At 43.4% G+C, this 24,913-nt stretch carries 25 protein-coding genes and 1 pseudogene; 11 read left to right on the top strand and 15 right to left on the bottom strand.

Annotated features, from left to right (window positions below; translation table 11 throughout):
• Positions 1-15: 15 nt before the first annotated feature.
• The 8 genes from PN466_RS14995 to PN466_RS14965 all read right to left on the bottom strand — a co-directional run bounded on the left by PN466_RS14995 (position 16) and on the right by PN466_RS14965 (position 6,745).
• Complete coding sequence (locus tag PN466_RS14995; protein ID WP_271940453.1) at positions 16-612, bottom strand: D-sedoheptulose-7-phosphate isomerase; 597 nt, start codon at positions 610-612, stop codon at positions 16-18.
• A complete protein-coding gene (locus PN466_RS14990; RefSeq protein ID WP_271940452.1) occupies positions 596-1,177 on the bottom strand; it encodes a D-glycero-alpha-D-manno-heptose-1,7-bisphosphate 7-phosphatase in 582 nt (193 codons plus the stop codon). The genes PN466_RS14995 and PN466_RS14990 overlap by 17 nt, the downstream gene beginning before the upstream one ends.
• Before the next feature lie 2 nt (positions 1,178-1,179).
• Positions 1,180-1,902 (bottom strand): nucleotidyltransferase family protein, encoded by a 723-nt coding sequence (locus PN466_RS14985; RefSeq protein ID WP_271940451.1) that lies wholly within the window; start codon positions 1,900-1,902, stop codon positions 1,180-1,182.
• A gap of 11 nt (positions 1,903-1,913) precedes the next feature.
• Complete coding sequence (locus tag PN466_RS14980; RefSeq protein WP_271940450.1) at positions 1,914-2,852, bottom strand: NAD-dependent epimerase/dehydratase family protein; 939 nt, start codon at positions 2,850-2,852, stop codon at positions 1,914-1,916.
• Positions 2,853-2,982: 130 nt separating this feature from the next.
• Entirely contained in the window at positions 2,983-4,170 is a 1,188-nt protein-coding gene (locus tag PN466_RS14975; RefSeq protein ID WP_271940449.1) for a hypothetical protein, read from the bottom strand.
• Between the two features lie 98 nt (positions 4,171-4,268).
• Positions 4,269-4,415: an NAD-dependent epimerase/dehydratase family protein gene (locus tag PN466_RS26375; RefSeq protein WP_390890014.1), complete on the bottom strand. Its 147-nt coding sequence runs from the start codon at positions 4,413-4,415 to the stop codon at positions 4,269-4,271.
• Between the two features lie 183 nt (positions 4,416-4,598).
• Positions 4,599-5,891, bottom strand: coding sequence for an ABC transporter ATP-binding protein (locus PN466_RS14970; RefSeq protein ID WP_271940874.1), 1,293 nt, complete (start codon positions 5,889-5,891; stop codon positions 4,599-4,601).
• Positions 5,892-5,911: 20 nt separating this feature from the next.
• Complete coding sequence (locus tag PN466_RS14965) at positions 5,912-6,745, bottom strand: ABC transporter permease (RefSeq protein WP_271940448.1); 834 nt, start codon at positions 6,743-6,745, stop codon at positions 5,912-5,914.
• Between the two features lie 177 nt (positions 6,746-6,922).
• Between PN466_RS14965 and PN466_RS14960 the strand changes: the two genes are divergently transcribed.
• From PN466_RS14960 to PN466_RS14945, 4 genes are all read left to right on the top strand, one after another.
• Positions 6,923-7,978, top strand: a complete 1,056-nt coding sequence (locus PN466_RS14960; RefSeq protein ID WP_271940447.1) for a dipeptide epimerase — start codon at positions 6,923-6,925, stop codon at positions 7,976-7,978.
• On the top strand, positions 7,968-9,038 hold the full coding sequence (locus PN466_RS14955; RefSeq protein ID WP_271940446.1) for a DUF1611 domain-containing protein: 1,071 nt from the start codon (positions 7,968-7,970) through the stop codon (positions 9,036-9,038). The genes PN466_RS14960 and PN466_RS14955 overlap by 11 nt, the downstream gene beginning before the upstream one ends.
• On the top strand, positions 9,035-10,180 hold the full coding sequence (locus PN466_RS14950) for a DUF819 family protein (protein WP_271940445.1): 1,146 nt from the start codon (positions 9,035-9,037) through the stop codon (positions 10,178-10,180). The genes PN466_RS14955 and PN466_RS14950 overlap by 4 nt, the downstream gene beginning before the upstream one ends.
• A 63-nt stretch (positions 10,181-10,243) precedes the next feature.
• Positions 10,244-10,633, top strand: a complete 390-nt coding sequence (locus PN466_RS14945; protein ID WP_271940444.1) for a nuclear transport factor 2 family protein — start codon at positions 10,244-10,246, stop codon at positions 10,631-10,633.
• 52 nt (positions 10,634-10,685) lie between these two features.
• Here the strand turns inward: PN466_RS14945 and bchM are convergent, their stop codons facing one another.
• Entirely contained in the window at positions 10,686-11,390 is a 705-nt protein-coding gene (gene bchM / locus PN466_RS14940; RefSeq protein ID WP_271940443.1) for a magnesium protoporphyrin IX methyltransferase, read from the bottom strand.
• Between the two features lie 115 nt (positions 11,391-11,505).
• Complete coding sequence (locus PN466_RS14935) at positions 11,506-12,207, bottom strand: exonuclease (RefSeq protein WP_271940442.1); 702 nt, start codon at positions 12,205-12,207, stop codon at positions 11,506-11,508.
• Positions 12,208-12,376: 169 nt separating this feature from the next.
• Between PN466_RS14935 and PN466_RS14930 the strand changes: the two genes are divergently transcribed.
• Positions 12,377-13,405 (top strand): AAA family ATPase, encoded by a 1,029-nt coding sequence (locus PN466_RS14930; protein WP_271940441.1) that lies wholly within the window; start codon positions 12,377-12,379, stop codon positions 13,403-13,405.
• Positions 13,406-13,424: 19 nt separating this feature from the next.
• Entirely contained in the window at positions 13,425-16,190 is a 2,766-nt protein-coding gene (locus tag PN466_RS14925) for an AAA family ATPase (protein WP_271940440.1), read from the top strand.
• Between the two features lie 6 nt (positions 16,191-16,196).
• On the opposite strand, the gene PN466_RS14920 is transcribed toward PN466_RS14925, so the two are convergent.
• Both PN466_RS14920 and PN466_RS14915 read right to left on the bottom strand, forming a co-directional pair.
• A complete protein-coding gene (locus PN466_RS14920; RefSeq protein ID WP_271940439.1) occupies positions 16,197-16,595 on the bottom strand; it encodes a type II toxin-antitoxin system VapC family toxin in 399 nt (132 codons plus the stop codon).
• Between the two features lie 33 nt (positions 16,596-16,628).
• Complete coding sequence (locus PN466_RS14915; RefSeq protein WP_271940438.1) at positions 16,629-16,928, bottom strand: hypothetical protein; 300 nt, start codon at positions 16,926-16,928, stop codon at positions 16,629-16,631.
• Between the two features lie 571 nt (positions 16,929-17,499).
• On the opposite strand from PN466_RS14915, the gene PN466_RS14910 reads away from it, so the two are divergent.
• Both PN466_RS14910 and PN466_RS14905 read left to right on the top strand, forming a co-directional pair.
• Entirely contained in the window at positions 17,500-21,483 is a 3,984-nt protein-coding gene (locus tag PN466_RS14910; protein WP_271940872.1) for a magnesium chelatase subunit H, read from the top strand.
• A 131-nt stretch (positions 21,484-21,614) separates the two neighbouring features.
• Entirely contained in the window at positions 21,615-22,064 is a 450-nt protein-coding gene (locus PN466_RS14905) for a hypothetical protein (protein WP_271940437.1), read from the top strand.
• Positions 22,065-22,135: 71 nt separating this feature from the next.
• Here PN466_RS14905 and PN466_RS14900 read toward each other — a convergent pair whose 3' ends face one another.
• The 3 genes from PN466_RS14900 to PN466_RS14890 all read right to left on the bottom strand — a co-directional run bounded on the left by PN466_RS14900 (position 22,136) and on the right by PN466_RS14890 (position 23,433).
• Positions 22,136-22,723 (bottom strand): DUF3368 domain-containing protein, encoded by a 588-nt coding sequence (locus tag PN466_RS14900; RefSeq protein ID WP_271940436.1) that lies wholly within the window; start codon positions 22,721-22,723, stop codon positions 22,136-22,138.
• Complete coding sequence (locus PN466_RS14895) at positions 22,707-22,976, bottom strand: UPF0175 family protein (RefSeq protein WP_390890013.1); 270 nt, start codon at positions 22,974-22,976, stop codon at positions 22,707-22,709. Before PN466_RS14895 ends, PN466_RS14900 begins: the two co-directional genes overlap by 17 nt.
• A 136-nt stretch (positions 22,977-23,112) precedes the next feature.
• The gene (locus PN466_RS14890) at positions 23,113-23,433 is read right to left on the bottom strand and encodes a hypothetical protein (RefSeq protein ID WP_271940434.1); all 321 of its coding nucleotides are present in this window, start codon (positions 23,431-23,433) and stop codon (positions 23,113-23,115) included.
• 333 nt (positions 23,434-23,766) lie between these two features.
• Between PN466_RS14890 and PN466_RS14885 the strand changes: the two genes are divergently transcribed.
• The 3 genes and pseudogenes from PN466_RS14885 to PN466_RS26370 all read left to right on the top strand — a co-directional run.
• Positions 23,767-24,165, top strand: a complete 399-nt coding sequence (locus PN466_RS14885; RefSeq protein WP_271940433.1) for a helix-turn-helix domain-containing protein — start codon at positions 23,767-23,769, stop codon at positions 24,163-24,165.
• Positions 24,166-24,297: 132 nt separating this feature from the next.
• On the top strand, positions 24,298-24,543 hold the full coding sequence (locus PN466_RS14880; protein WP_271940432.1) for a type II toxin-antitoxin system Phd/YefM family antitoxin: 246 nt from the start codon (positions 24,298-24,300) through the stop codon (positions 24,541-24,543).
• Positions 24,540-24,773: pseudogene (locus tag PN466_RS26370) on the top strand (type II toxin-antitoxin system VapC family toxin); the annotation flags it as partial. The gene PN466_RS14880 and the pseudogene PN466_RS26370, both read left to right, overlap by 4 nt.
• Positions 24,774-24,913 lie beyond the last annotated feature (140 nt).

Genomic DNA, 24,913 nt, shown 5'->3' with positions numbered 1-24,913 from the left:
TATGTTACTCTCTACCTAGCCAAATAATTGCTGTTCGACTAGGTCGCAGAGGATATGTTCGATCGCCAGATGAGATTCTTGAATATATTGGGTATCTGTGCTGGGGACTACAATGGATTGCCGGGCAATTCCTAAAAGTTGTCCACCTTTATTACCGGTTAAGGCAATGGTTAGGATCTCTCGCTCATTGGCTTTTGTAATAGCCCTAATAATGTTTGGGGAATTGCCACTGGTACTAATTCCGATGAGGGTATCTTGGGGTTTCCCTAATGCTTGAACTTGCCGCTCAAACACGCCTTCATAACCGCAATCGTTTGTAAAAGCGGTTAAGTAGGAGGTATCGGTTGTTAAGGCGATCGCTGGCAGTCCAGGGCGCTCAAAGGCTTTGGTTAAGCGACTCACCAGTTCTGATGCCATGTGTTGGCAATCCGCCGCACTCCCTCCATTACCACATAGTAATAACTTGCCACCTAGTCTAAAGGTATGAGTGATTAGATCGGCTGCAATTAAAATCGAGTCCAGGCATTGTTCAACAACTTGTTGTTTGACCCAAATACTACCGAGCAGATGGTTTCGTATTCGTTCCTTTTGCTCTTCAACTTCTAGGGGCATCGACCATTTTCCTCTTCTCTAGGATAAGTTTTTCTTCAATTATTGTTGCCGCTTCTAACAAGTTGTCCACCACATAATTACAGTTAACCATTCCATCTCTAGCAAATTTAGAGCCGTAACCAGTACGGACGAGAAACGTGGTAGCGCCTATATTATTTCCTAATTCGATATCGCAAGGTTTATCACCGATAACATAACTCGATGGAAGATCAAAATTCAGCTCTTCTGCTGCTCGTTCTACCATACCCGTTTTGGGTTTGCGACATTGACAGGTTTCATCCGGCCGGTGGGGACAAAAGTAGATACCATCTAAGTGGACCCCTTCTGCTGCTAATAGTGCAGATAATCGTTGATGAATTTCTGCCAAACGGCTTAGATTGAAGTACCCTCGACCAATTGCTGATTGATTAGTGATGGCTGCTATCCCCAATCCCATTTCTTGCATTTTCCGCATTCCTTCGGCTGCACTAGGAAGTAATTCTACTAAATTGGGGTCAGAAAGGTAGTGACACTCCCTGATTATTGTTCCATCCCGGTCTAGCAAGACAAAAGGTTTTGGTTTCATCGCTACGGTTCCTCCCCCAAAAATGACTGTGCTAGAGCATAACTAGTTGGGGTTCCAATATCGATAAACTTCCCCTGAGTTGGGTAGCTATAGACTGATTTATGCTCGATCCAGTTGGGTAAGATTTCCTGTTCTAAAGAAATAACCTGATCCCTCGGAATCTCTGATATTAATTCTCGCTTGATCAAATAAATACCAGCATTAATCCAACCTACACTCGTGCTATTCCCTTTTTCGGCAAAATTGAGGATTTTTCCCGCACTATCAACTTCAACGCGACCGTAGCGACTGGTGTCTGAGACCTGAGTTAACGCAATTGTGACATCGGTTTGGCGATCGGCATGAGAGAGCCAAAACTCGCCAATACTAATCTCGCAAAAAGAATCACCATTCATCACTAACACCGAATCAGATTGGATATAGTCCAGGGCCAGTCTCAATGCTCCTCCCGTTCCCAATGGGGAGAGTTCCTGAGAATAGATCAGATCGAGCTGATGAGAGCTGGTTTCAAAGGTGGTTTGTACCTGATCGCCTAAGTATCCAGTACATAATATAACTTTCTGAACTCCAGCCGCACTCAACTGCTCCAATAGGTAGACCATGAAAGGCCGATCTCCAACTTTAGCCAGGACTTTGGGGCGATCTGAAACGACAGATCGTAAACGCGTTCCTAAGCCTCCAGCCAATATAACTGCTTGAGTTTCTGCAAGTTCAGGTACTGTCATCAGTGAGAAGTTTAAATATTCTTGAACGGCATTCGGCCCATCATGCGATAGCCTTTGAGCAATTCTTGGATACCTTCATCAAGCGATCGCTTCGCCTCAAAACCAGCCTCACGCAATCGTTGATTGGACACAATATAGTTACGCTTGTCTGGGTCGGTACCAATGGGAGCAAAATGAAGGTAAAAGTTTGGCACATACTCTTTAACCTTCAGCGCCAACTCTTCCTTCGATAGGTTAGCTGCATCCAGTCCTGCATTGTAGGGACGGCCAACCATCTTCTCTGAATTGTTGATGCAGTGAATCATGCAATCCGCTACATCTCGGATATGGATATAGTTCCGCTTGAAGTCTTTTTCAAAAAGGACAATATAGCCATCGGTCACCGCTGCATAGGTAAAGTGGTTTACAAGTAAATCCAAACGCATTCGGGGAGACATGCCAAATACTGTAGCAAGGCGTAAAGTAATTGCATTGGGACTATCAAGCACTTCCTGTTCCGCTTGCACTTTCGTTTGCCCATACAGAGATATCGGTTCCAGAGGAGTCTCTTCGGTGCAATACGTTTCGCCAGATTGGGTTCCATAACCGCTGTTGGTAGTTGGATACACAACTAACTGCTCGGGACTCCGCAAGCGGTTAATTAATTGTATGGCTTCCAGATTAGTTGATTTGGCTAGCCAGGGATCGCGCTTGCACGCGGGGGCTCCGACGACGGCAGCTAGGGGGATGATGACATCTGCTTCTTTAATCAGACCCTGCATAACTTCTTCATCTCGTGCATCGCCTCGAACAAAATCAAAGTCCGGATTAGCACAAAGATGAAAAAGAGAATTTTTTCCATAAGCCAAGTTATCAATTGCGCTTACTTTGTAGCCAGCATCTAGCAGATGTTCGCAGATGACAGAACCCAAATAACCTGCTGCTCCTGTAACAATTACTTGTCTTTTCATTTTCTCCCAACCCGTATTCTTTACTTTTTCTTATCACAAAGTACCATGTTTTTCGATTCTTTCATACCTCTTAGCAACCCTCTTGATTTTTCATCCATTTCCTTTATCCCTACTCCCGTTCTATTCAAGCTTATTCCAGATAAGACTTAATATCTTTATAAATCTGCTCCGCTATTATCAGGTTACCATTGGGAGACACATGGCAAAAATCAATGTAGATGTACTCATCACGGGAAAACATCTCTGTGTAATCTACTATCCACTTATGTCCACGCTTTTGCATGATCTCTTTAATCAGGGGATACACTGTTCTGTACTGCAATGCCTCTTCCTGCTGCAATTCATTAAAGGTTATCTGAGTTAAATTTGCGCTGCCAACGTGAGCAACTGGCTGCAAGATCGCCAAAAAATCGATGTCGTAGTCCTCTGCTATCTTCTGGGCTATTTCCCAATGATTAACTAGTGACTCCGCAACCCTTTGAGCCCGCTCCGAAGAGTTATCACACACATAGAAATCATCAACAGAACTTTCCACTGTTGACCGATTAAATATCTTTTGATTAATTTTTGCCGCTAAGTTTCTAGTGCCAAAGAACAAAGCCCAATCTAGAGCTTGCACAAATTCACTACCGTTTAAATATAGCTTTAAAGTATCATTTTTCAGGGATTTTCTTCCCTTTTCTATTCGTTCCCTATAGATTGAAGCATTATAATGATCGTTTGCTCTTAGTCCAGCCAGACAAGCAGCAGCAACATCATTAACTCCATCATAAAAGATAGCAAAATCTATTTTTTCACCTTGAGATAAAAGATTAATTAATCTAGCCACTCCTTGACGACTATTCAAGCCTAGATCTCCTTTGTTGTAGGAGGGGAATCCTGAAATCAAACTAAACAGAGCCGGAATTGTCTCACTATCTGGTGCACCCTCACCCCAAAGTGTTGATCCTCCAAAAAAATAAACAGATTTATTACTCTTATCGACACTAATGCCCTCATGTATCCTATCTCCGTTATTGTCTATATTTATCGTTTTTCCTTTAAAAGGTTTCAGGCTCCAGCCAATATATGATTGATATAGTGGTTTTTGTTGCCGATATTCTCGAAAATGAAGTTCGATCAATTCTCGGTTATGGTCGTCATAATTAGGTAAATTTGCTCTCATTTGGTCCCATTTCTCGTCCGCCTGCTCTCTGGAAGGCAATCCTTTTATCTCTCCACTCACAAATAGTACGATAATACTCAATAAATTCAGACTCATAATGATTATATGAGTCACGAACAAATTTATCAATACTAAACGAATTTTATCCTTCATTTTCTCATCTATCCTAACTTTTTTTACACTTTTTCGTTATGTTTAGTTTGAGACTCTCCCTTTCAAGAAACACTGGAGAATACGCAATATTCTTTATTTTATGGAGGAAGTAATTCTAGCTGTTTCCCCCTCCAATACAGACAATTTTGCCCATACATTAAGTTATCAATTGCTGTTACCTGATGTTCAGAATCTAGTAGATGCTCACAGATTATAGAACCCAAATAACCGGCTGCACCAGCAATCAGTATTTTACGGCCAATCGAATTTCATCCTCGAAAAACGAATTACGAACAATTTTGAATTTTGACAATCGCTAAATAGCATAAATTGGGATACTTTGATGATTTTAGGAGACGGAGATTTTCAATTAATAATGACCCTATTTTTTATAGATAGTAGTATATATTCTACATCACTTCAATACACTATAAATCTTCTACCCTCATTCCAGTCCACGGCAAAACTGGTCTAACTAATCCAGACCATTTATTCCCACGGAAGTTACCGCGCCCTTTGTGGTGTTCTACTTCTACCATATGAAATAAAACTACTTCTTTCATTTCTATGTAAGCAAACCCAGTTGTATCCTCTGAGATGTACAGCGTAACATGATGTCTTCCTTCATTTAAAAAGTTGCCTGGAATAACGCATCCACATTTGTATAGACCTGGAGTGTACTCTCTTTGCCCCCATACATCGTGCATATTAGTAGTCACAAATATTAAGATTCCATCTTGGCTATAGATATGAAAGTGACAAGACAATCTCGTTTTTTTGAGACACCAAAACTCCATCTCTAGGATAACTTCTTCTGCAATTGAAATTTCATGTGCTAATTGGTGTTTTTGGTTTAAGACTCGAACAGCATGAAGTTTAACTAATTCGTGACTAGGAGATTCATCAAAATTCCATAAAACTTCACCTGCATGATTTAATCCTGATAGCAAATATTTTTCAATAATATCTTTTGTATACCCTTGGCATACTATCTGTCCTTGCTTCAAAAAAATAGCTTGATTGCACAATGAAGATACGGTGTGCATATTATGAGAGACAAATAACAAAGTTCTACCTTCTTTGCTAACATCTTCCATTTTTCCTAAACATTTTTTCTGAAATTGCATATCTCCTACTGCTAACACCTCATCTACAATTAATATTTCTGGCTCCAGATGCGCGGCTACTGCAAAAGCTAATCTAACATACATCCCAGAGGAGTATCTTTTTACAGGTGTATCTAAAAATTTTTCTACTTCTGCAAATGCTACAATTTCATCGAACTTTTTCTTGATTTCTACCTTGCTCATGCCTAAAATGGCACCATTGAGATAAATATTCTCTCGCCCAGTTAGTTCGGGATGAAATCCAGTGCCGACTTCTAACAAACTAGCCACTCTGCCTTTAATATTAATTTTTCCTTTTGTGGGTTCAGTGATACGGCTTAAAATTTTTAGTAAAGTTGATTTCCCTGCACCGTTTCGGCCAATTATTCCAACGCGATCCCCTCTTTGAATCTCAAACGATACATCTTTTAAAGCCCAGAATTCCTCACGTAAGGGATTATCTAGCCTCTGAGTCTGTCCTTTGACCAGATTACCCGCAAAGGACTTTACCCCATTGGTAATCACATCTCTGAGAGCAGTATAGGGTTCCTTTTGCTGGTGGCGAATTATATATGTTTTCCCTAAATTCTCTACTCGGATTATCCTATCAGACACGCTTTTCAATCCCTCCCTCATTAAATGACATCAGCAAAAGTACGTTCCATTTTGCGGAAATACCAGATCCCTCCTATACAAAGGTAGCCGACTAGAATTACAGACAAGACGAAGCCAGGCAAGTAAAGCTGAGATTCATTGCCTAAAATAGCCCAGCGAAATCCGTCGATGACTCCGACCATTGGGTTTAATGAATAGATCAAACGCCATTGATCGGGAACAATATTGCTACTAAAACCAACAGGAGAGATGTATAACCCGAATTGGACAAGAAAGGGAACTACATAGCGAAAATCTCTATACTGAACGTTTAAAGAGGCTAACCATAAGCCTGCGCCCATAGCAGCAGCGAAGGCAATTAATATAAAAAATGGTAAGAGTAGGATTTTCCAGGAAGGAACAAAACTGTACCAGGCCATTAGTCCTAGTAAAATTATTCCAGAAACTAAGAAATCCACAAAGCTAACAATGACTGCGCTAGTGGGAACAATGAGGCGAGGGAAATAAATTTTGGAGATCAAGTTGGCATTTCCAATAAGGCTATTGCTGCATTCAGCTAGGGCGCTTGCAAAGAATTGCCAGGGGAGCATGGCTGCAAATACAAGGATGGGGTAAGGCGCTCCATCTGAAGGTAATCCGGCTAGTTTACCAAAGACTATGGTAAACACAACCATAGTTAAAAAAGGGCGAATTAATGCCCACGAAATACCGATCGCCGTTTGCTTGTACCGAACCAGGATATCTCGCCATGCCAAAAAGTAGAATAACTCGCGGTAGCGCCACAGGTCTTTCCAATATTCCCGCTCTGTCCTTCCGGCTTCTATTACAATTTCCGTTTGACTGGAATAACTCATACGATCGCCTATGGCTCTAGAAAAGTTTAACCTTGGAAGATAAAACAGTAATCAACCGTAGACAGTAGCACAACTTTAGAAAAATTTCCAAAGGTTCTGATCCTGTCTCCTCTGTATACAGTGGTCGAATCTCTATTTCCAGATTACGCTCAAAAAAACTTGAGCAGACTTATACTGATGCAAATCCGGATTACCCCTTTCACAGTCCATAAACGCTTTGCCCTGAACATTAGTCGGGGGAGCCATACCAAAAACACCAATATCTGGGTGAGCCTCGAACATGATGGAATTACGGGATGGGGAGAAGCCACTCCGTTTTCCACAGGAGGCAAGAGTCAGAAGACTGGAGAGATCATAGCAGCTTTGGAGGAAATTGTACCGATTCTCCAACCCTTCAATCCCCTAGAGCGGCAGAAAATCCGAGTCACTCTAGCTAAATCTGGACTTTCTCTACCTTCTGCGGTGCAAGCGGCTCTAGATATGGCGTTTTATGATTGGCTCGGAAAATCAGTAGGGTGTCCCCTGTGGCAACTGTGGGGATTGGATCGCCAGCACATGCCTGCTACCTCGGTTACGGTTGGCATTAGCAGTCCAGAAGCGGCTCAAGAACGACTGCGCCATTGGTTAGAACTTACCTCTGTGCAATGTCTGAAGGTTAAACTGGGTAGTCCGGAAGGGATAGACGCAGATCGCGCCATGTTGAACGCCCTTCTAAAGGTGGTTCCTGAAGGCTGTAAGGTCTACGTGGACGCGAATGGGGGATGGAACTTAAGGGAAGCGATTACCATGGCTCAAACCCTGAAAGAATGGGGGATTGAGTACATAGAACAACCCCTACCTCCGGGTCAGGAACAAGATTTAGCTCAACTCTATGAAAAATCGCCCCTACCCATCTTCGTAGATGAAAGCTGTTACACCCGCCTTGATATTCCCCTCTTGGCCGATCGCATTCACGGCATTAACATCAAACTGATGAAAGCTGGGGGACTCAGTGAAGCTATGGCCATGATCCACACGGCCCGCGCTTGTGGCTTACAAGTGATGTTAGGGTGTTACTCAGACAGCAGTTTGTCGAATACAGCGGCCGCTCATTTGGGCCCCCTAGTAGATTATCTGGACTTAGATAGCCATCTGAACTTGATTGATGACCCCTTTATGGGAGCTACTCTAGAAAATTCTCGCCTGATGCTCAATACTCAACCTGGTTTAGGAGTAATTCGTCATGATGGTTGATTTCCCTAATTTACTCGCCCCAAACCGTCGCGTGGCGATTTTACTCCATGGTGGACTTCAAGGAACCGCTGGTAAAACGGGACAGTCCCTGATTCGCTATAGTGAAGCGAATATTGTGGTTTTGATTGATGAAGAGAGTGGGGGACGATCGCCAGAAGAATTTGGCATAAGCTGTAATATCCCCATTGTGGCCAATATAAGCGAAGCACTCCCCTATGAACCCGAAGTATTAGCGATCGGTATAGCTCCCTCTGGTGGTGCTTTGCCAGAACCTTGGGTGAACGACATTCAGCAAGCGGTTGAAGCTGGACTTTCTGTAGTCAATGGACTCCATACTCCCCTTGCGCCCCAATTTCAATCTTTTCTGAAATTGGGGCAAATGATTTGGGATATTCGTCAAGAACCGAAAAATTTAACCATTGGCAGAGCTAAAGCACGAGAGTTAACCAATACCCGGGTGCTGACAGTGGGTACAGATATGTCCATTGGTAAAATGTCCACGAGCTTAGAATTGCATCGAGCCTCCCAACAGCGTGGGTTGAAGTCCCATTTTATCGGCACAGGACAGGCGGGAATTATGATTGCGGGTAAGGGAGTGCCTTTGGATGCGGTACGAGTGGATTTTGCGGCGGGAGCTATTGAACAGCAGGTGTTAACCTATGGCGCTGAGGCTGATATTCTCCATATTGAGGGTCAAGGGTCATTGTTGCATCCCAGTTCTACCGCTACCTTGCCCTTAATTCGAGGGTCTCAACCGACGGGTCTAATTTTGGTACATCGTTGGGGACAAACCCATATCCGTCATGCTCCCCAGGTGGCTATTCCACCGCTTCCTGATGTGATTGATCTTTATGAGCGGGTGGCGAGTGTAGCGGGAGCAACTGAACCGGTACAGGTAAAGGCGATCGCTCTCAATACCCATAAATTTAGCAAAGAAGAAGCCGATCGCGCGATCGTCGAGATCCAAAACCTTACCGGACTTCCCTGTACAGACCCCATCCGCTATAGTGCTGATTGCCTCCTAGATACCCTTCTCAACCCTAACTCAACCTCTGGATGATTGATCCCTTTATCCTTCCCAACTCCAATCTCATTCTAGGAGCTATCCTGCTTGCCCTCTGTGCCGTTGGCTATTGGGCCGAACAAACTCGCCGAGGAACGCCCCCCCTAGCTGCTCTGCTGGTTCTGTGTCTGGCGAGTCTCTGTAGTCATCTGGGAGTGACTCCCACCAGTGCCCCCATTTATACCGTCATTGCGACTTACGGCATCACGCTAGCCATTCCCCTCATTCTCTCCCAAATTAATTTACGGGAACTAGCCACCCATGCCAAAGCTACTCTCCTGGTGTTTGCTTGTGGCATGGGTGGCACAATCTTAGGCTCTATCCTGGGCTTAATCCTCTTACCCTTAGGAGACGAAAGGGGAAAACTGGCCGCTATTTTTGTTGCTCAGTATATCGGTAACTCCCTCAATGCCGCCGATGTTGCTTCTGCCCTAGACTTTCAAGGATCTATTCCCCTGGAAACGATTAACACGATCGATCGCCTGATTGCCAGTCTCTTTATTCTCTTCTGGCTCCTTATCTCTATCATCCCTGGTATCCGTCGCTTCTTTAGCCCCCATCAAGAGGATTGGGGAATTCGCTTTGGCAGCGCTCCCGTCCCCACCATTCTCAAACAAACAGCTCCCACCCGTTTTGATTTAGCCCTAGCCTTAGCCGCTAGTGGGATGTCTGCTCTACTCGGCTATGCGATCGCTGCTTTTATTCGCTTACCCGGTAGTGAACTATTTTTCACCGCCATTATCGTGATTATTTTAACTCAGGTTTTTTCTACAACGAGCGATCGCCTCGCTGGAATCGAAGAATTTGGCGCACTCGCGATCCTTCTCTTTTTCTCTACCCTAGGAGCCACCACCAGCATCCCAGAACTTCTGGCACTTAACCCCATACTGCTGCAATTTGCTGGTATTATCCTCCTCACTCACCTCGCGATTATCCTCCTTGCTGGAAAACTCCTCAACATTGAATGGGCGGATATTCTCATTGCCTCCAATGCCAGTATTGGCAGCGCCACCCTAGGCGTTGCCATGGCCGTCGCTCAACGTTGGGAAACCCTGATTATCCCCGCCATTATTTGTGGCACAGTTGGCTCTGTTTTGGCTAATCCCATTAGTCTCATTTTGGGACATTTACTCTCCTAATCATTAAGCCTTAATAATTAATAATTTGGTAAGCTATTCCTGTTGATTTCCACCCCCATTTCTATGTCTCCTGAACTCATGCAAACCACCCTTAAGGGTTACTTCACCCAAATGAGTGCCATGAACCCCGAAGGGTGGTCTGAACTCTTTACCCCCGATGCCACCATTGCCGATCCAGTGGGCAAACCACCAGTCATCGCCCATGAAAAAGCGACTGCATTTTTCCAATTTCTAGCCCAATTTTATGACCGTCTAGAAATCACGCCTGAAACTCCGTTTATTTCCGGTACAGGTGCAGCCGTCAAATGGCAAATGAACGTCATTGCTAAAACTGGGAAAACAGCCCAAGCGGAAGGAATCAGTGTATTTGAATTCAATGAAGCGGGTAAAATAACAGCGTTAGCTTCCTATTGGGATGAACCCGGACTTATTGCCCAACTCAAAGGGAGTTAATTGCGACTCAGGAACCCAGTTTCTGCTCGAAACCGGGTTTCTGTTTATCCATCTAAGAACGAGTCGCTTCTAAAATACGAGAGTAATAAAACCGAGTTTTCGTCATCGCATTTCGTTGCACCTTAAAGCCATATTTCTCTAAACTGGCAATCACATCCTTTTCCTTATGCATATAAGCACGAGTCGTCTTAGAAGGGCCAGGGAAAAAGCTACCAATTTTCTTCAGAATTGCCAAAGCACAAGTTTTCGGCGCAAAACTGAGAATCACCCGTGATTTAGCCAAAGAGCAGAGATGACCAATCATTTCATCCGCTTTCTCATGGGGATAATGAATCAGCACATCCAGGCAAATGACGCTATGATATTCGCCGTCCAGTTGCTCCAAATCTTGGGTCTTAAACTGAATATTATTCAGATTGTCTAAAGTATCTTGAGCGCGAGTTTGGGCTTCACCCACCATTTTTTCCGAGATATCACTGGCAAAAACCTGAGCGCCAGCTTCAACCAAGGGAATGCTGAGGCTCCCGACTCCACATCCAGCATCACAGATGGACAGTTCACTGAGGTTATTATCAGCTTTTAGCCAGTCTAAAACTGTGTCTACCGTTTGCTGATGGCCTTTACGGATATCGAGTTGAACGCGGTTCACCTCATCTGTACCGTAAATTTTCCGCCATCGGTCAAAACCAGTTTGGTTAAAGTAGTCTTTGACAATGGTCTTATCGTCTACTAGGTTTTTCTCTTCTGCCAGGGTCATAGGAATTACAGGAAGTTGTACACAGGATGGGAAAGTCTCCAACTGTTTAGGATACCACGATCGAGTTACGGTTTCTCAGAGCAAAAATTAGTCTTTTTAAATCTGGCACTGAATTCTAAGCTGAGATTGAAGAATTTTGTATTTGCCAAAATTGAGCGACTCGTGCTTGCCATTGATGCCAAAAATAGCTCATTTTTTGAGGTTCAAATAATGTGATATCGGCTAGATCGGGAGTGGAGCGAATCAGTAAAGCATGAGTGATTTGTAAGTTGTGTTTTAAGCCATATTGACGATTTACTGCACCACAATAGGCCGCTAATTGTAAACACTGATCAGGGTAAATGGGTTTTAGACGATCGCAGAATTTGAAATCAATCACACAAGGGATATTACCCCAACTGGCGACACAATCTACACGACCTGCATAGCCTTCATAAAAGTGAAATAGGTTGCCTTCAATTAGCCTAACCTGCTGAATCTGCTCTAAATAGGGCAATAAATGATCCCAATGCTCAGTAATGAGTGGAGGACAGACAACAGGTTGACCCTGCCAGTAGTGCTTGAGGTGTTGGTGTCCTAAAATTCCCCGTTGCCGAGAAATAGCACAAATGCGACTGGCTTCAGCTTGTCCAATGCGTCGCCGCCACTGAAACAGACGTGCCTTATCAGCAGCAGATTGAGTCGCTCGCACAATAGAAGTATAGCTAGGAAGCGGATTACCATAGCGATCGATCATATAACTAATGCCATTTTCGCATTGAGATTGGGCGGTATAAGGAGGAAGGGGAGCATCAGACCACACTTGAGATTTAGTCATGATTTTTATTACCTTTGAAATCAATAACCCTATCTTCTCCCTGATGCCCAGATTTGTCTGTAAGGGAATGTGGGAAGATATACTTTAGGTTGTGTAAGATTTTGTGGGAAAATGTGAGAAAAGGATCGACTTTACCTCATTTTCCCTACTACAGTTACCAAAATTAGCTATGATGACTCCAGAAGAAGCCTTTACTCGTCTACAAGATGATTTGATGAAAATTGGCTCAGATTTTACAGATGTTGAGCAACAAGTTTTTTATGGTATGTGGAATGGTCATACCTATCCAGAGATAAAAGATACGATTTGCTATCGCTATCAGGATGATTCTATTCGTGCAATAGGGAGTGGAATTTGTAAAAAGTGTAGTAAAGTTATTGGGAAAAAAGTTGAGAAAAAAAATCTCAAGTCATCTCTGGATCATTTTTACAAACCGTATCAATTATCATGGGTTGGAGAGCCTCAAATACAAATGAGTAGCGTTCATCCATCAGGTAATCCTTTTACTCCTCTAACAGGTGCAATTAACGATCCCAGACATTTTTTCAATCGAGAGCGAGATACCAGAGATATATTTGAAAAATTACATGCTAGTGGGGGTGTAGCGTTAATTGGAGAACGACAAATTGGCAAGTCCTCACTACTCAAGCAAATGAGCCGAGAGACGGAACAATTAACACAACTGCAAACCCAACCCATTTACTTAAACTTACAGGATCTAGAAAACGAAGATGAATTCTACTGCAATTTATGTGACGAGTTACAAATTGAACAAGTTAGAGGCTATCAATTGAAGCGTGTGTTAAAGAAACATCGACTACTGCTACTGATTGATGAAGTTGAGAAAATGAGAAGCGATGGATTTACCTGGGAAATTCGCGATAAATTACGAGGATTTGCAGAACATGGATTAATCAAATTAGTTTTCGCAGCGAGTCAATCGTTGGATATCATCTTTGCCGATGAAGATTCAGAAGTGGGAACTTCACCCTTAGCAAATATTTGTTTACCCCAAAAGCTAGAACGATGGAATGAATCAACATCTCGTTCATTTATTGAATCGCGCTTAGAGCCAACACAATTTAGGTTTACAGAAGAGGAGATTGTGCAAATCATTGCCGAAACGAAAGGACATCCTCAGCGTTTGATGCAAAAGTGCTACGAAATGTATGATTTCTGGAAAAGCATTCCTTTTTGATTGAGTGGAGGAGAAAAATATGACTGATTCAAAACCAATTCTTTGTTTAGATTTAGAACCAAAACTGAATCGACCTCTACAGCTTTGGAATCCTTTAGATTACTTGCGCTTGTTGTACTGGATTTTCTATTTTCCTCAAGCATTGATATGGTACAAGAGGAAGTTTTGCAATCCACAATCTAATATCAGGACACCTCGATTAATTCAAATCCTCAAGCCTGTAAGAAGTTATCTTCGCCGTTTCAGACTTTTTCAATCGCTGAAACGGCAATTAAGCAAGGTACCGAATAGGCTTATTTTGCAGCTTAATATACAGATCGTGATTACATCTTTTTGGATATTGTTTTGTTTATGTTTTATATTATTAAATTTAAATATTTCTTTCAATTATGCATATATTGAATTCAATGAAATACTAAAGACACTATCATACCCAATTATAGCAACCGTAGTATTTAGGGTTACATTTTTACTGTATTTTCTGTTTGTCTATTTATTTTTAAATAAATTTTTATATGCACCAGAATTTGGCTTTTTGTCTAACATTATTATTCTAATGACCAGTGTTTTGGGTGGGATTGTGGCTATGTCATCAATAGTTTTTTTTACTTGGTCAGTTTTGTATCTATTTGTAGCAACAATACTTGTATATAAGTGGATATCAAATAGAGAAGAACCTTCTAGTAAATCACTTTATTCTGACATTACAGTGAAATTAATTGAAGATCACAAAAGTCCGATATATGATAAGCCTAGTCCTAGTCAAATATCTCGTCTGAAGTCTCTAGCATTGGCTATCAAGTTAGGTAGATTTTTAGGCACTGTTACATCTTGGTTAATAGTCATATTTATTATTAGATTTTTTATGCCACATGATTATCATATTTTTCTATTATTCATAGGCTTACATTTGGATGAATGGATTGTCAGTGTATTTATTAATAAAAAAAAACTTCGATGGATTCCTCATGTTACACAAATTACCATGCCATTTTTGTCTTCTAAGTTAATTAATTCACTAAGACAAGACTGGTATATTGGATTAATGAACTTAGAGCAAATAGCAACTTATACTCTTCAGTTCCCTACTTTAGAAAGAACAATTAGAATATTCTTAGATGGCAAAGATCCTGATGAAATTATTGAATTTATTTCCCAATTATCAATCTATTGTCCAAATGTATTATTAAGAATAGGTTCAAATCTTTTAAATAATCCTAAATCCAATTACCGTACATCTTTAGTTATGAGTGCTTTCTGGTGTTTGTACACCAAAAACGCCAACCTAGCTAGAGAGTGTTTTGGCATTGTACAAGATTCGTATTATGGGCAACAGATGTTTTACTTTGCTGATAAATTGGCAATCTTTAGTGAAGTAAAAGACGTTTATAGTCTAAGCGAATGTGCATTATCTACTATTCCGCCAGAACCACTATTACGTCCTACTAGCTGGGACGCAATTGAACGTCTCCATCGTACTATTGAAGATATACACTTAGTCCAACGTAGTCCATCTAGATCAACCCGTTCTTCGGCATTAAATCGTGCTTTAGCAGAAGTAACGACCATTATCAATCAACAGGACTGCTTGCCAGAAGTTGAACGGGGATTAATTGTTCAGATTAGTGAAAATTGGCAAGATATTCTCCTTCAGGAAACAGCCAAGATAGGCGATTTTAGTATTACGGAACCGGTTCATAATCCCTATAGTATCGGTAGTCCAGTTATCGGTAAACGGTTTGTGGGACGGGAAGATATTATGCGAAAACTGGAAGAACATTGGATAATGGGAGAAAAGTTAGAGTCGGTTGTTCTATTTGGCCATCGACGTATGGGTAAGACTTCCATTTTACGCAATGTTTCTACTGCTCTTGGCTCAAGGGTAAAGCTGGCTTATATTAATTTACAAGCATTAGAGAAGAATTTAGCAGAAATTTTGATTGGGATTAGTGATGAAATTTCTGAAGTCCTTGAAATTGCTCCTCCTAATGAGGAGCAATTATCAAAGCATCCTTATCGCACCTTCAGACGCTACTTACGAAAGGTTGAAAAACAGCTAGGACAGAACAGACTGATTATTGCTCTAGATGAGTTTGAATCTATTGAATACTTAATTAATGATGGAAAAATTGATCCAGACTTTATGGAGTTCTTGCGTAGCAGTATTCAACAAAGTCAAAACATCACATTTGCTTTAGCTGGATTACATACTTTAGACGAAATGACAGCAGATTATTTTCAACCTTTCTTTGCCAGTGTGATCCCCATTCGAGTTAGCTTTATGACAAGGGGAGCAACTGCGGTTATTCTTGCTAACCCAGAAGATGAAGATTTTCCCTTAGACTACCAACCCGAAACGATTGATGAAATTTATAACTTGACTGCGGGACAACCCTATTTAGTCAACGTAATTGGGTTTCAATTAGTAGGACGCTATAACGATCAAGTATTTGAACAGGGATATTCCCGCGATCCTCAGTTTACCTTAGCGGATCTGAATGGGGTGATTGACAATGTTTTAGAACAAGGACGTTACTATTTCGATGGAGTTTGGAAGCAAGCCGCTCAAGGAGAACCTGGACAACAAGAAATTTTACGCGCTCTTGCTCCCTATCCCACTGGACTGGATCGAGAAACCCTTAGCCAAACCACAAACCTTGATGTAGAAACATTAGAAGTAGCTCTCACTTGCTTAGAAAAGCATGATGTAGTTATCGAAGAAAATGGCAAAATCAAGATTATTGTTGAGTTATTTCGTCGTTGGGTTGAAACTGAGAAAACCTAGGGAATTTTAAGTTGGAGTGAGCAAGCGTAGATTGGGAATATCTAAAAAATCTTTCACATTGTGAGTAACTAAGGGCAGATCGTGGCGTAACGCAGTGGCTGCAACCCAGACATCTTGGGGCGAAATGGGCTTTCCTATTCTTTGGCGACTTCCCCGAATTTTTGCCCACTGAAGACACAGGGGTTGATCGGTGGGAATGACCAAGTAATTCGATAAATAAGATTCTAATTGTAGCTGTCGGAGATCGCCCCACTGACGAAGTATGGCCCATTGAAACAGTTCAGCTACAGTCATAAAAGAAAGAGCTAATTGATGACCAATCAAAAGCGGCATATAGGGTTGGGCATAATCACTACCCTTGAAGATAAAAGAACTGATATCTGTATCAATTAAAATCACCGCCATACGATACCTTTTCAACTCTGTGTGTTTCTGGGATTAACTATCCGAATTTCTTTCCCTTTGTTCCCTAAGAAACCTTAAAAAATCTTCAACTGTATCTTCTTCTGGCCAAAACTCAGCTACCCATTCCTGGGCATCCTGAAATGTTCTCGGATGTTGATGTTTCATTAACTGAGATAGAGATACTCCTTGCCAAAACTCAGCATTCTTGTTTTCCAGATCGCTGATCTCATCAGAAGACCTGTAATGAGTTTGTAACCGGCTTAGAAGCTGCTCTTGTTCTTGCAATGATAACCGATTAATCGCTTGCATAACTGCTTCTATTTTTGGACTCATTTTAATAAAAAAATAACCTAATTTTCTTCATTATAACTCAAAAGGATTGATAAGACTGCTGTAGGATGTTATCCAGTTGGCTTGGGTCAACCCTAATTGAGTTGGAGTTTATGTCTTCTTTGATCAAAAAATCTACTGATCGCCCGATCGCGACCTCCCTTACTCAGCAATCAGCACCCTTTGCCAGCAGAGAGCCAGACCGTTGTGGTACTCCAGAAGGGTTAAAATTGCTGAAAAGGTCGTATTCACGTTACCCTAACGAGTTATGGTTAAAAAAAATGACCCATTCCCCAGATAATGGGGTAATAGAGTAGGGGTATCTTACAATATCTATTTGGTGTCTCCCGCCCCAGAGCGGATACGGGAAACCTCCCCCCTAGTCGGAATCATATTCATGTCGGCGGTAGCCGAAATACATACCAAAGGGAATAAGGATCGTAGAGGAACCTCCAATATGTACACCCAGGTTAAATCCAACATTCGTCGTGTCACCGTACCAGAAACAGAGCCAGCTAATGGCATAGATAGGGAAACCCTGAAGGCGATCGCCGCAGAACTGGTCACCCAAGAGATGGATTCTCCAGACCTATCGTCTGCTCCCCCAGTCATTGAGAAGGTGGTCGAGGGGCGGAAAATTATCAAAATTGTGTACATCGTCATGGAGGCACAATACCAAAGTGCCCTTACCCAAGCGGCTCAAACGATTAACCGCAGTGCGGCCAAACATCAAAATCAAGTTGGTATAGAACTGAGCGGGTACTTGATTGAAGAGCTACGTAACCCGGAAAACTATGCTGAGTTTGAGCGGGATATGGAGACGGCTAATATCTTTATTGGCTCCTTGATTTTCATTGAAGACCTGGCCGATCGCATTGTCGCCACGGTTGCCCCCCATCGCGATCGACTGGATGCGGCGGTGATCTTCCCTTCCATGCCCCAAGTGATGCGCTTGAATAAGCTCGGTAGCTTTAGTATGGCGCAATTGGGGCAATCGAAGAGTGCGATCGCCTCGTTCATGAAAAAACGTAAGGAGTCGAGCGGTTCCTCTTTCCAAGACGGAATGCTCAAACTGCTGCGTACCCTGCCCAAAGTCCTGAAGTACATGCCGATCGAAAAGGCTCAGGATGCCCGAAATTTCATGCTCTCGTTCCAATATTGGCTGGGTGGATCTCCCGAAAACTTGACCAACTTCGTGCTGATGTTGGCGGATAAGTATGTTCTCGATAGCGAGCAGAAACTGAGCTACTCTGACCCGGTGGTCTATCCAGATATGGGTATCTGGCATCCCATGGCCCCGAAAATGTTTGAAGACCAACAGGAATATTGGGATTGGTACAGCAGTCGGGATGACATCAACGATGACATTAAAGACCCCCTTGCTCCCTGTGTAGGTCTGGTGTTGCAGCGCAGCCATTTGGTTACGGGTGATGATGCCCATTATGTGGCCATTGTCCAAGAACTCGAATGCCGAGGAGCCAGAGTTATCAGCACATTTGCTGGGGGTTTAGACTTCTCCAAACCCGTGGATGCCTATTTCTGGAATCAACGCACGGAAAAACCCATCGTCGATACGGTAATTTCCTTAACTGGGTTTGCCCTCGTAGGCGGGCCAGCTCGGCAAGACCATCCTAAAGCGGTAGAGAGTCTCAAGCGCCTCAACCGCCCTTATATGGTGGCTCTGCCTTTGGTTTTCCAAACGACGGAAGAGTGGGAAGCCTCCGAGCTGGGACTGCACCCGGTACAGGTGGCGCTTCAGATTGCCATTCCTGAATTGGATGGAGCCATTGAACCGATTATTTTATCGGGAAGAGATGCAGCCACTGGAAAGGCGATCGCCCTTCAAGATAGGATCGAGTCGGTTGCTGCTCGTGCCCTCAAATGGGCTAATCTGCGGCGCAAACCCAAACTGGATAAGAAAATCGCGATCACCGTCTTTAGCTTCCCCCCCGATAAGGGGAATGTGGGAACAGCAGCTTATTTAGATGTATTTGGCAGCATCTACGAAGTGGTTCGTGCCCTGCGAGATAATGGCTATGATATTGGCGAACTGCCCGAATCGCCCAAAGATCTGATGGAAGCAGTGATCCACGATGCCAGCGCTCAATATGCTTCCCCAGAGTTGAATATTGCCCATCGCATGTCCGTGGCAGAATACGAGCGCCTGACTCCCTATTCCGAGCGTCTAGAGGAAAACTGGGGCCCCCCTCCGGGACATCTGAACAGCGACGGTCAAAATCTGTTGGTGTACGGGAAACATTTCGGCAACCTGTTTATCGGGGTACAGCCCACATTTGGTTATGAAGGTGACCCCATGCGGCTGTTGTTCTCGCGATCGGCTTCTCCCCACCATGGGTTTGCGGCTTACTACACCTATCTAGAGAGAATTTGGGGCGCGGATGCCGTTCTGCACTTCGGAACCCATGGCTCCCTAGAATTCATGCCCGGGAAACAGATGGGGATGTCGGGCGAATGCTACCCGGATAATCTGATTGGTTCGATTCCGAACTTGTACTACTACGCGGCGAATAACCCTTCGGAGGCGACGATCGCCAAACGCCGAGGTTATGCAGCCACTATTTCCTATCTGACTCCCCCAGCCGAAAATGCGGGCTTGTATAGAGGTTTAGCTGAACTGAGCGAGTTAATCGGCTCCTATCAGCAGCTCAAGGAGACCCCCAGGGGCGAACAAATTGTACTGACAATTATCGAGAAATGCCGCCAGGTGAATCTGGAGCAGGATATTGCTCTACCCGATGATGGGACGACCTTATCGGCTGAAGAACGGGATAATCTCGTCGGTCAGGTGTACAACAAACTGATGGAAATTGAGTCGCGGTTGTTACCCTGTGGCTTGCATGTGGTCGGGAAACCACCGACGGCGACCGAGGCGATCGCCACTTTAGTCAACATCGCCAACATCGATCGCCCCGAAGATGGCATCGAAAGCCTGCCCCGGATCGTCGCTCGCAGTATCGACCGCGACATCGACCAAATCTATGAAAGCAGCGATTTAGGAGTTCTCGAAGACGTAGAACTCTATAACCAAATCGTCCAAGCCACCCGTGCCGCCGTTACTGCCCTCGTCGAAGAACAAACCAACGCCGAAGGTCGGGTCTCCTTGGTGTCCAAGTTGAACTTCTTCAACATGGGTAAAAAAGCACCCTGGATCGCCAAACTCCATGAATTGGGCTACACCAACGTCGATGAAGCCAGCTTGAAAACCCTGATGGAATATCTAGAATTCTGTCTCGAACAGGTCTGTGCCGATAACGAGTTGGGCGGTCTATTGTCCGCTCTCGAAGGTCAATATATCCTTCCCGGGCCCGGTGGCGACCCCATCCGTAACCCCGATGTATTGCCCACGGGTAAAAATATTCACGCCCTCGATCCCCAGTCCATTCCCACGGAAGCAGCTATCAAGTCTGCTAAACGGGTGGTGGATCAACTTCTGGAGCGCCATAAAGCCACCAATAACGGCCAACTCCCGGAAACTATTGCTACGGTTCTCTGGGGAACCGACAACATTAAAACCTTTGGCGAATCTTTGGCTCAAATCCTCTGGTTTGTCGGGGCGAAACCCGTTCCCGATGCCTTGGGACGGGTGAATAAACTGGAATTGATTCCCCTAGAAGAATTGGGACGGCCCCGGATTGATGTCGTCGTCAACTGCTCTGGAGTCTTCCGAGATCTGTTTGTCAATCAAATGGCACTGATGGATAAAGCCGTGAAAATGGCTGCGGAAGCAGACGAACCGGCAGAGATGAACTTTGTCCGCAAACATGCCATGCAGCAAGCGGAAGAGTTAGGCATTAACCTCCGTCAAGCCGCCAGTCGGGTGTATTCCAACGCCAGTGGTTCCTATTCTTCTAACGTTAACCTGGCAGTGGAAAATTCCTCTTGGGAAGAAGAAACTGAACTTCAGGAAATGTATCTGAACCGCAAATCCTTCGCCTTTGATGCCGATAATCCTGGCATCATGAAGGAAAGCCGTCAGGTGTTCGAGTCTTCCCTCAAGAGTGCGGAAGTCACGTTCCAGAACTTAGACTCTTCTGAAATTAGCTTGACCGATGTTTCCCACTATTTCGACAGCGACCCCACCAAAGTGGTGAGTTCCCTGCGGAAAGATGGTAAGCAACCGGCTGCCTATATTGCCGATACCACCACCGCTAAAGGTCAGGTGCGCTCCTTGTCGGAAACCGTACGCCTGGATGCGCGGACAAAACTGCTCAATCCCAAATGGTACGAGGGAATGCTCTCCCACGGCTATGAAGGGGTGCGCGAGTTGTCCAAGCGCCTGGTGAACACTTCCGGATGGAGTGCCACTGCGGGAGCGGTGGACAACTGGGTGTATGAGGAAACCAACGACACCTTCATCAAGGATGAAGCCATGTGTAAGCGGTTGCTCAACCTCAATCCCCATTCCTTTCGCAAAGTGGTTAGCACTCTCCTAGAGGTGAATGGTCGCGGATACTGGGAAACCAGTGAGGAAAACCTCGACCGTCTGCGCCAGTTGTATCAGGAGGCAGAAGACCGCATTGAAGGGATTGATGATTAGATTGGGTTTCATAGTCCTTTGACATAACAAAGAGACTCCAGTTGTAGGGGCGTTTCATCTCGTAAAGCACCCCTACACTGGCCGGAGTCAGGAAAAAAAGAAACTTGTCTTGAGGTAGACCCAATGGAAAAATGATACTCAAAAAATTTCTTATCGATTCCCTACTTTTCTCTCTTTTAGCGATTCCCTTCCAATACTTGTTCTTTATTCTGAGTGGTTGGAGAGGATTAGCAAAACACTATAAAGCACGAAAACCAGATTCAATGGTTTTATCAAGATGGGAAGATGGCTCTGTGGGTTCTATGAGTCTGTATAGCATCTTAAATGTTGGTATCTGCGACGAAGGTTTATTTCTTTCCCTAACTCCTCCTATTTATCCTTCTTTGTTCATTCCTTGGGAGGATATTACTGAAGTATCTAGTAGTAGCTTTGGAGATCCTAGGCTTGATAAATATAAGCTTTATATCGGGAATCCACACATCACAATAATATCATTACGCAAAGAAACATTAAAGCCAGCAAGGAAAATTCTTTTAACTAAGTTTTCAAACTATGAGACCTGGTGGGAGTATCTTCTTTGATTTTGCAAAAGAAATATTAAATCCATTGGTTAAAGAAAGACAAGAAGATAAGAAAAATTTGTAAAGTGAAGCTAATAATAGGAGGAAAGGGCAGTATGTGAGGAAGAACTCGAATCTAATGATTCTGGCTCAGAAACTGTATCGGGAGTAAGGTAGCCCGGATATTGTGGTAAAATTTGAATCATATGGCTTATGCTCCTGCCCACCCTACCACTGTTGTAATTGAGAGATCGCTTGAATATCTGGGCTGAGATCTGGGAGATCGCCTCTGAAAGCTCGACTAAACCTGGACATGCTGCTTCATCCAAGATTCCCAGAGTGCCGATAACAGGAATTTTGCGATCGCTCGCTATGCGTCTCCCCAAGCGTTCATCGATAATCAGTAGGTCTGCTGGTAGGGTTTGGGCTAGACTAATCGCAGCTTGTTCGCCGCGATCGAGAGAATTGAGGGTTTCGTCGAGCCTGGAAACAACTTGAATGGTAAGCCAGGAAGGAGGATTGGCACTCCATTGACGTACAACTGCTGGTGCGGAGGCATCCTGCATTTCATCCCGAACCACATCAGGAATAATAATTTGCTCAAACAAGTTGGGGAGCAGGTCAATCTGGCCAATCAGGAGTAAATAGTTGATCGGCGAAGTATCAGAAACGACGATCATAACGGAGTTGGCGAAGGGTTTCCCTATCCTGCTGCAAATCAGCCTCGTCATAATGCAAATCAGCCTTATGCTGCTTCAAAAAAGCATCAACATCCCAACGAGAAGGCAAACCTAAAATGCGACCGACTTCCGCACTGGTAATTTTTTCGGCCTGATAGGCTTGCACGACTAAAGCTTCCAAAATCTCACGAGTCAAATGGTTGAGGTTAAAATGCTGAATAAGTTCATCAGGAAGGTCAAGCGTAATTTTCACCATTTCATATCCTTAGAATCTAGGGGTTATCGTATTAGCTTTAGTAGGGTGTGGCAAGCTACAGCTAGAGAAGGTAATTGGCACCTGATAGGCTTGCCCACCCTACAACTCAGCAGAGTATCAAATTACAGCTTATCTAGGAACTTGCAGAAGATTCATTCTTCAGTAGGGTAAAGAATAGCCCTGAAGGAGAATAAACTGGAGAGCCGTAAGTATCATAGATAGCCAGGGCTTTTTGCAACTGGTTTTCTGATGTACGACCGATCAAGTTCACTAAATCAGGAGTAAGCTGGATTCCACGCTGTTCTACCGCATGGCGCTTTTCAGAGAAACTCTGTTGTTCTACCGCATAACCCTTTTGAGAGAAGCTCTCTTTCGGAGTGAAAATTGATTGTACAAGCAACTCCACAGATTCCGCTTTAAGGGGTTCATCGGTAACTTGTGCGATAGTTTCCATACAGTTGACAAAAAGTTCAACCTTGGGGGTTTGATCTGGCTGACCAGATCGGTTATGATAGACCATATGAAATTGCTTCGGCGATCTGCCGAAGAATAGAGTTTTCAGAAGAAGCGGGCTGTTGGCGCAGCCTGCTTCTTTTTTCTATCTTAATGGGATGCACGGACTTTGGTAAGTCTGAATTTTATGCACCCTAAGTAAATAACGTTAAAAGTATTAATGAAGCTTTCATCTAATATATAATTTAATTTCTATTGAATATATCTCAGATTTTGGATATACTTTATATGCACAAAGTGCAGCATATAATATGCACAAGATGCAGAAGTAATCATGAACACTAAAACTCAATCATCAAATTCAATCATGTTTGTCCATGCGGATTTGGATTTATACGGATTAAAACCTTACGAATTCCGTATTTACGCTCATATTGCTCGGCGAGGCACATGCTATTCCACTGTGAAGAAGATTGCTGAAATTTGTAAAATGAGTGTCCGTAAGACACAATACGCCCTCAGATATCTAGAAAAGCAAGGAATGATTGAACAATCAACGGAAAATCGAAAAGGTAAAACTTATACTTATACGCTTGCCCCAAGAGAGCAATGGAAACCCCCTGAACCGAGTAGTGAAGGGATTGAAAAAGAACGGCAAAAAGTAGATCAAAGCCTGAAGCGCATCAAAGAGAAAGAACTCGAATCTAATGATTCTGGCTCAGAGAGTGCATAGGGAGTAAGGTGGCAGGATATTGTCGTAGGGTGTCCTGCGCTTAACTAACACACCTACAGGATCTCTGTTCTACTTCCATCCCTCTATCTCCTTATCCCACCACCTTAACCAATCATCAAACTCAAACAAACCATGATTAGCCTAAACATAGATGAAATTCAACAAAATTTATCTGGATTTATCCAATTAATTCAAGAGGGTAATCGCTTAATCATTACTCAGGAAGATCGGCCGATTGCTGAAATTCAACCGATATCAACCAACTCACCTCAGAAAGAACCTCGTCCTATTGGTTTGTGTGAGGGTAAATTTGTTGTGCCTGATGATTTTAACGATCCTCTTCCTGAAGAAATTATTAACTTGTTTGAAAATCCATGAAAATCCTCTTGGATACTCATATTTTTCTCTGGCTGATTACGAACAATCGCCAACTGGATGACAGATGTCGTAATGCGATTAGCAATCAAGATAACGACGTTTATCTCAGCGTAGTTTCGGTTTGGGAAGCGATGATTAAATATCAACTCGGAAAATTGTCCTTACCAGCATCGCCGGAAATTTACCTTCCCGAACAGCGCGAAAGACACGAGATTCGTAGTTTATCTATTAGACATCTCCTAAAACCATTAAAACCTTTGAGCATAAGGTTTTTACCCCATCATCAACTCGGAAGCTCCCAATGCAACTTTAACGAATTTATAGGACTTTAAGCTATTTCACAATAGCCACTTTCAAAAAACATAGGATA

The organism is Roseofilum reptotaenium CS-1145 (assembly GCF_028330985.1).
GTDB lineage: Bacteria > Cyanobacteriota > Cyanobacteriia > Cyanobacteriales > Desertifilaceae > Roseofilum > Roseofilum reptotaenium.
The sequence above is the reverse complement of the archived record's forward strand: the minus strand, read 5'-3'. Positions and strand labels throughout refer to the sequence as shown.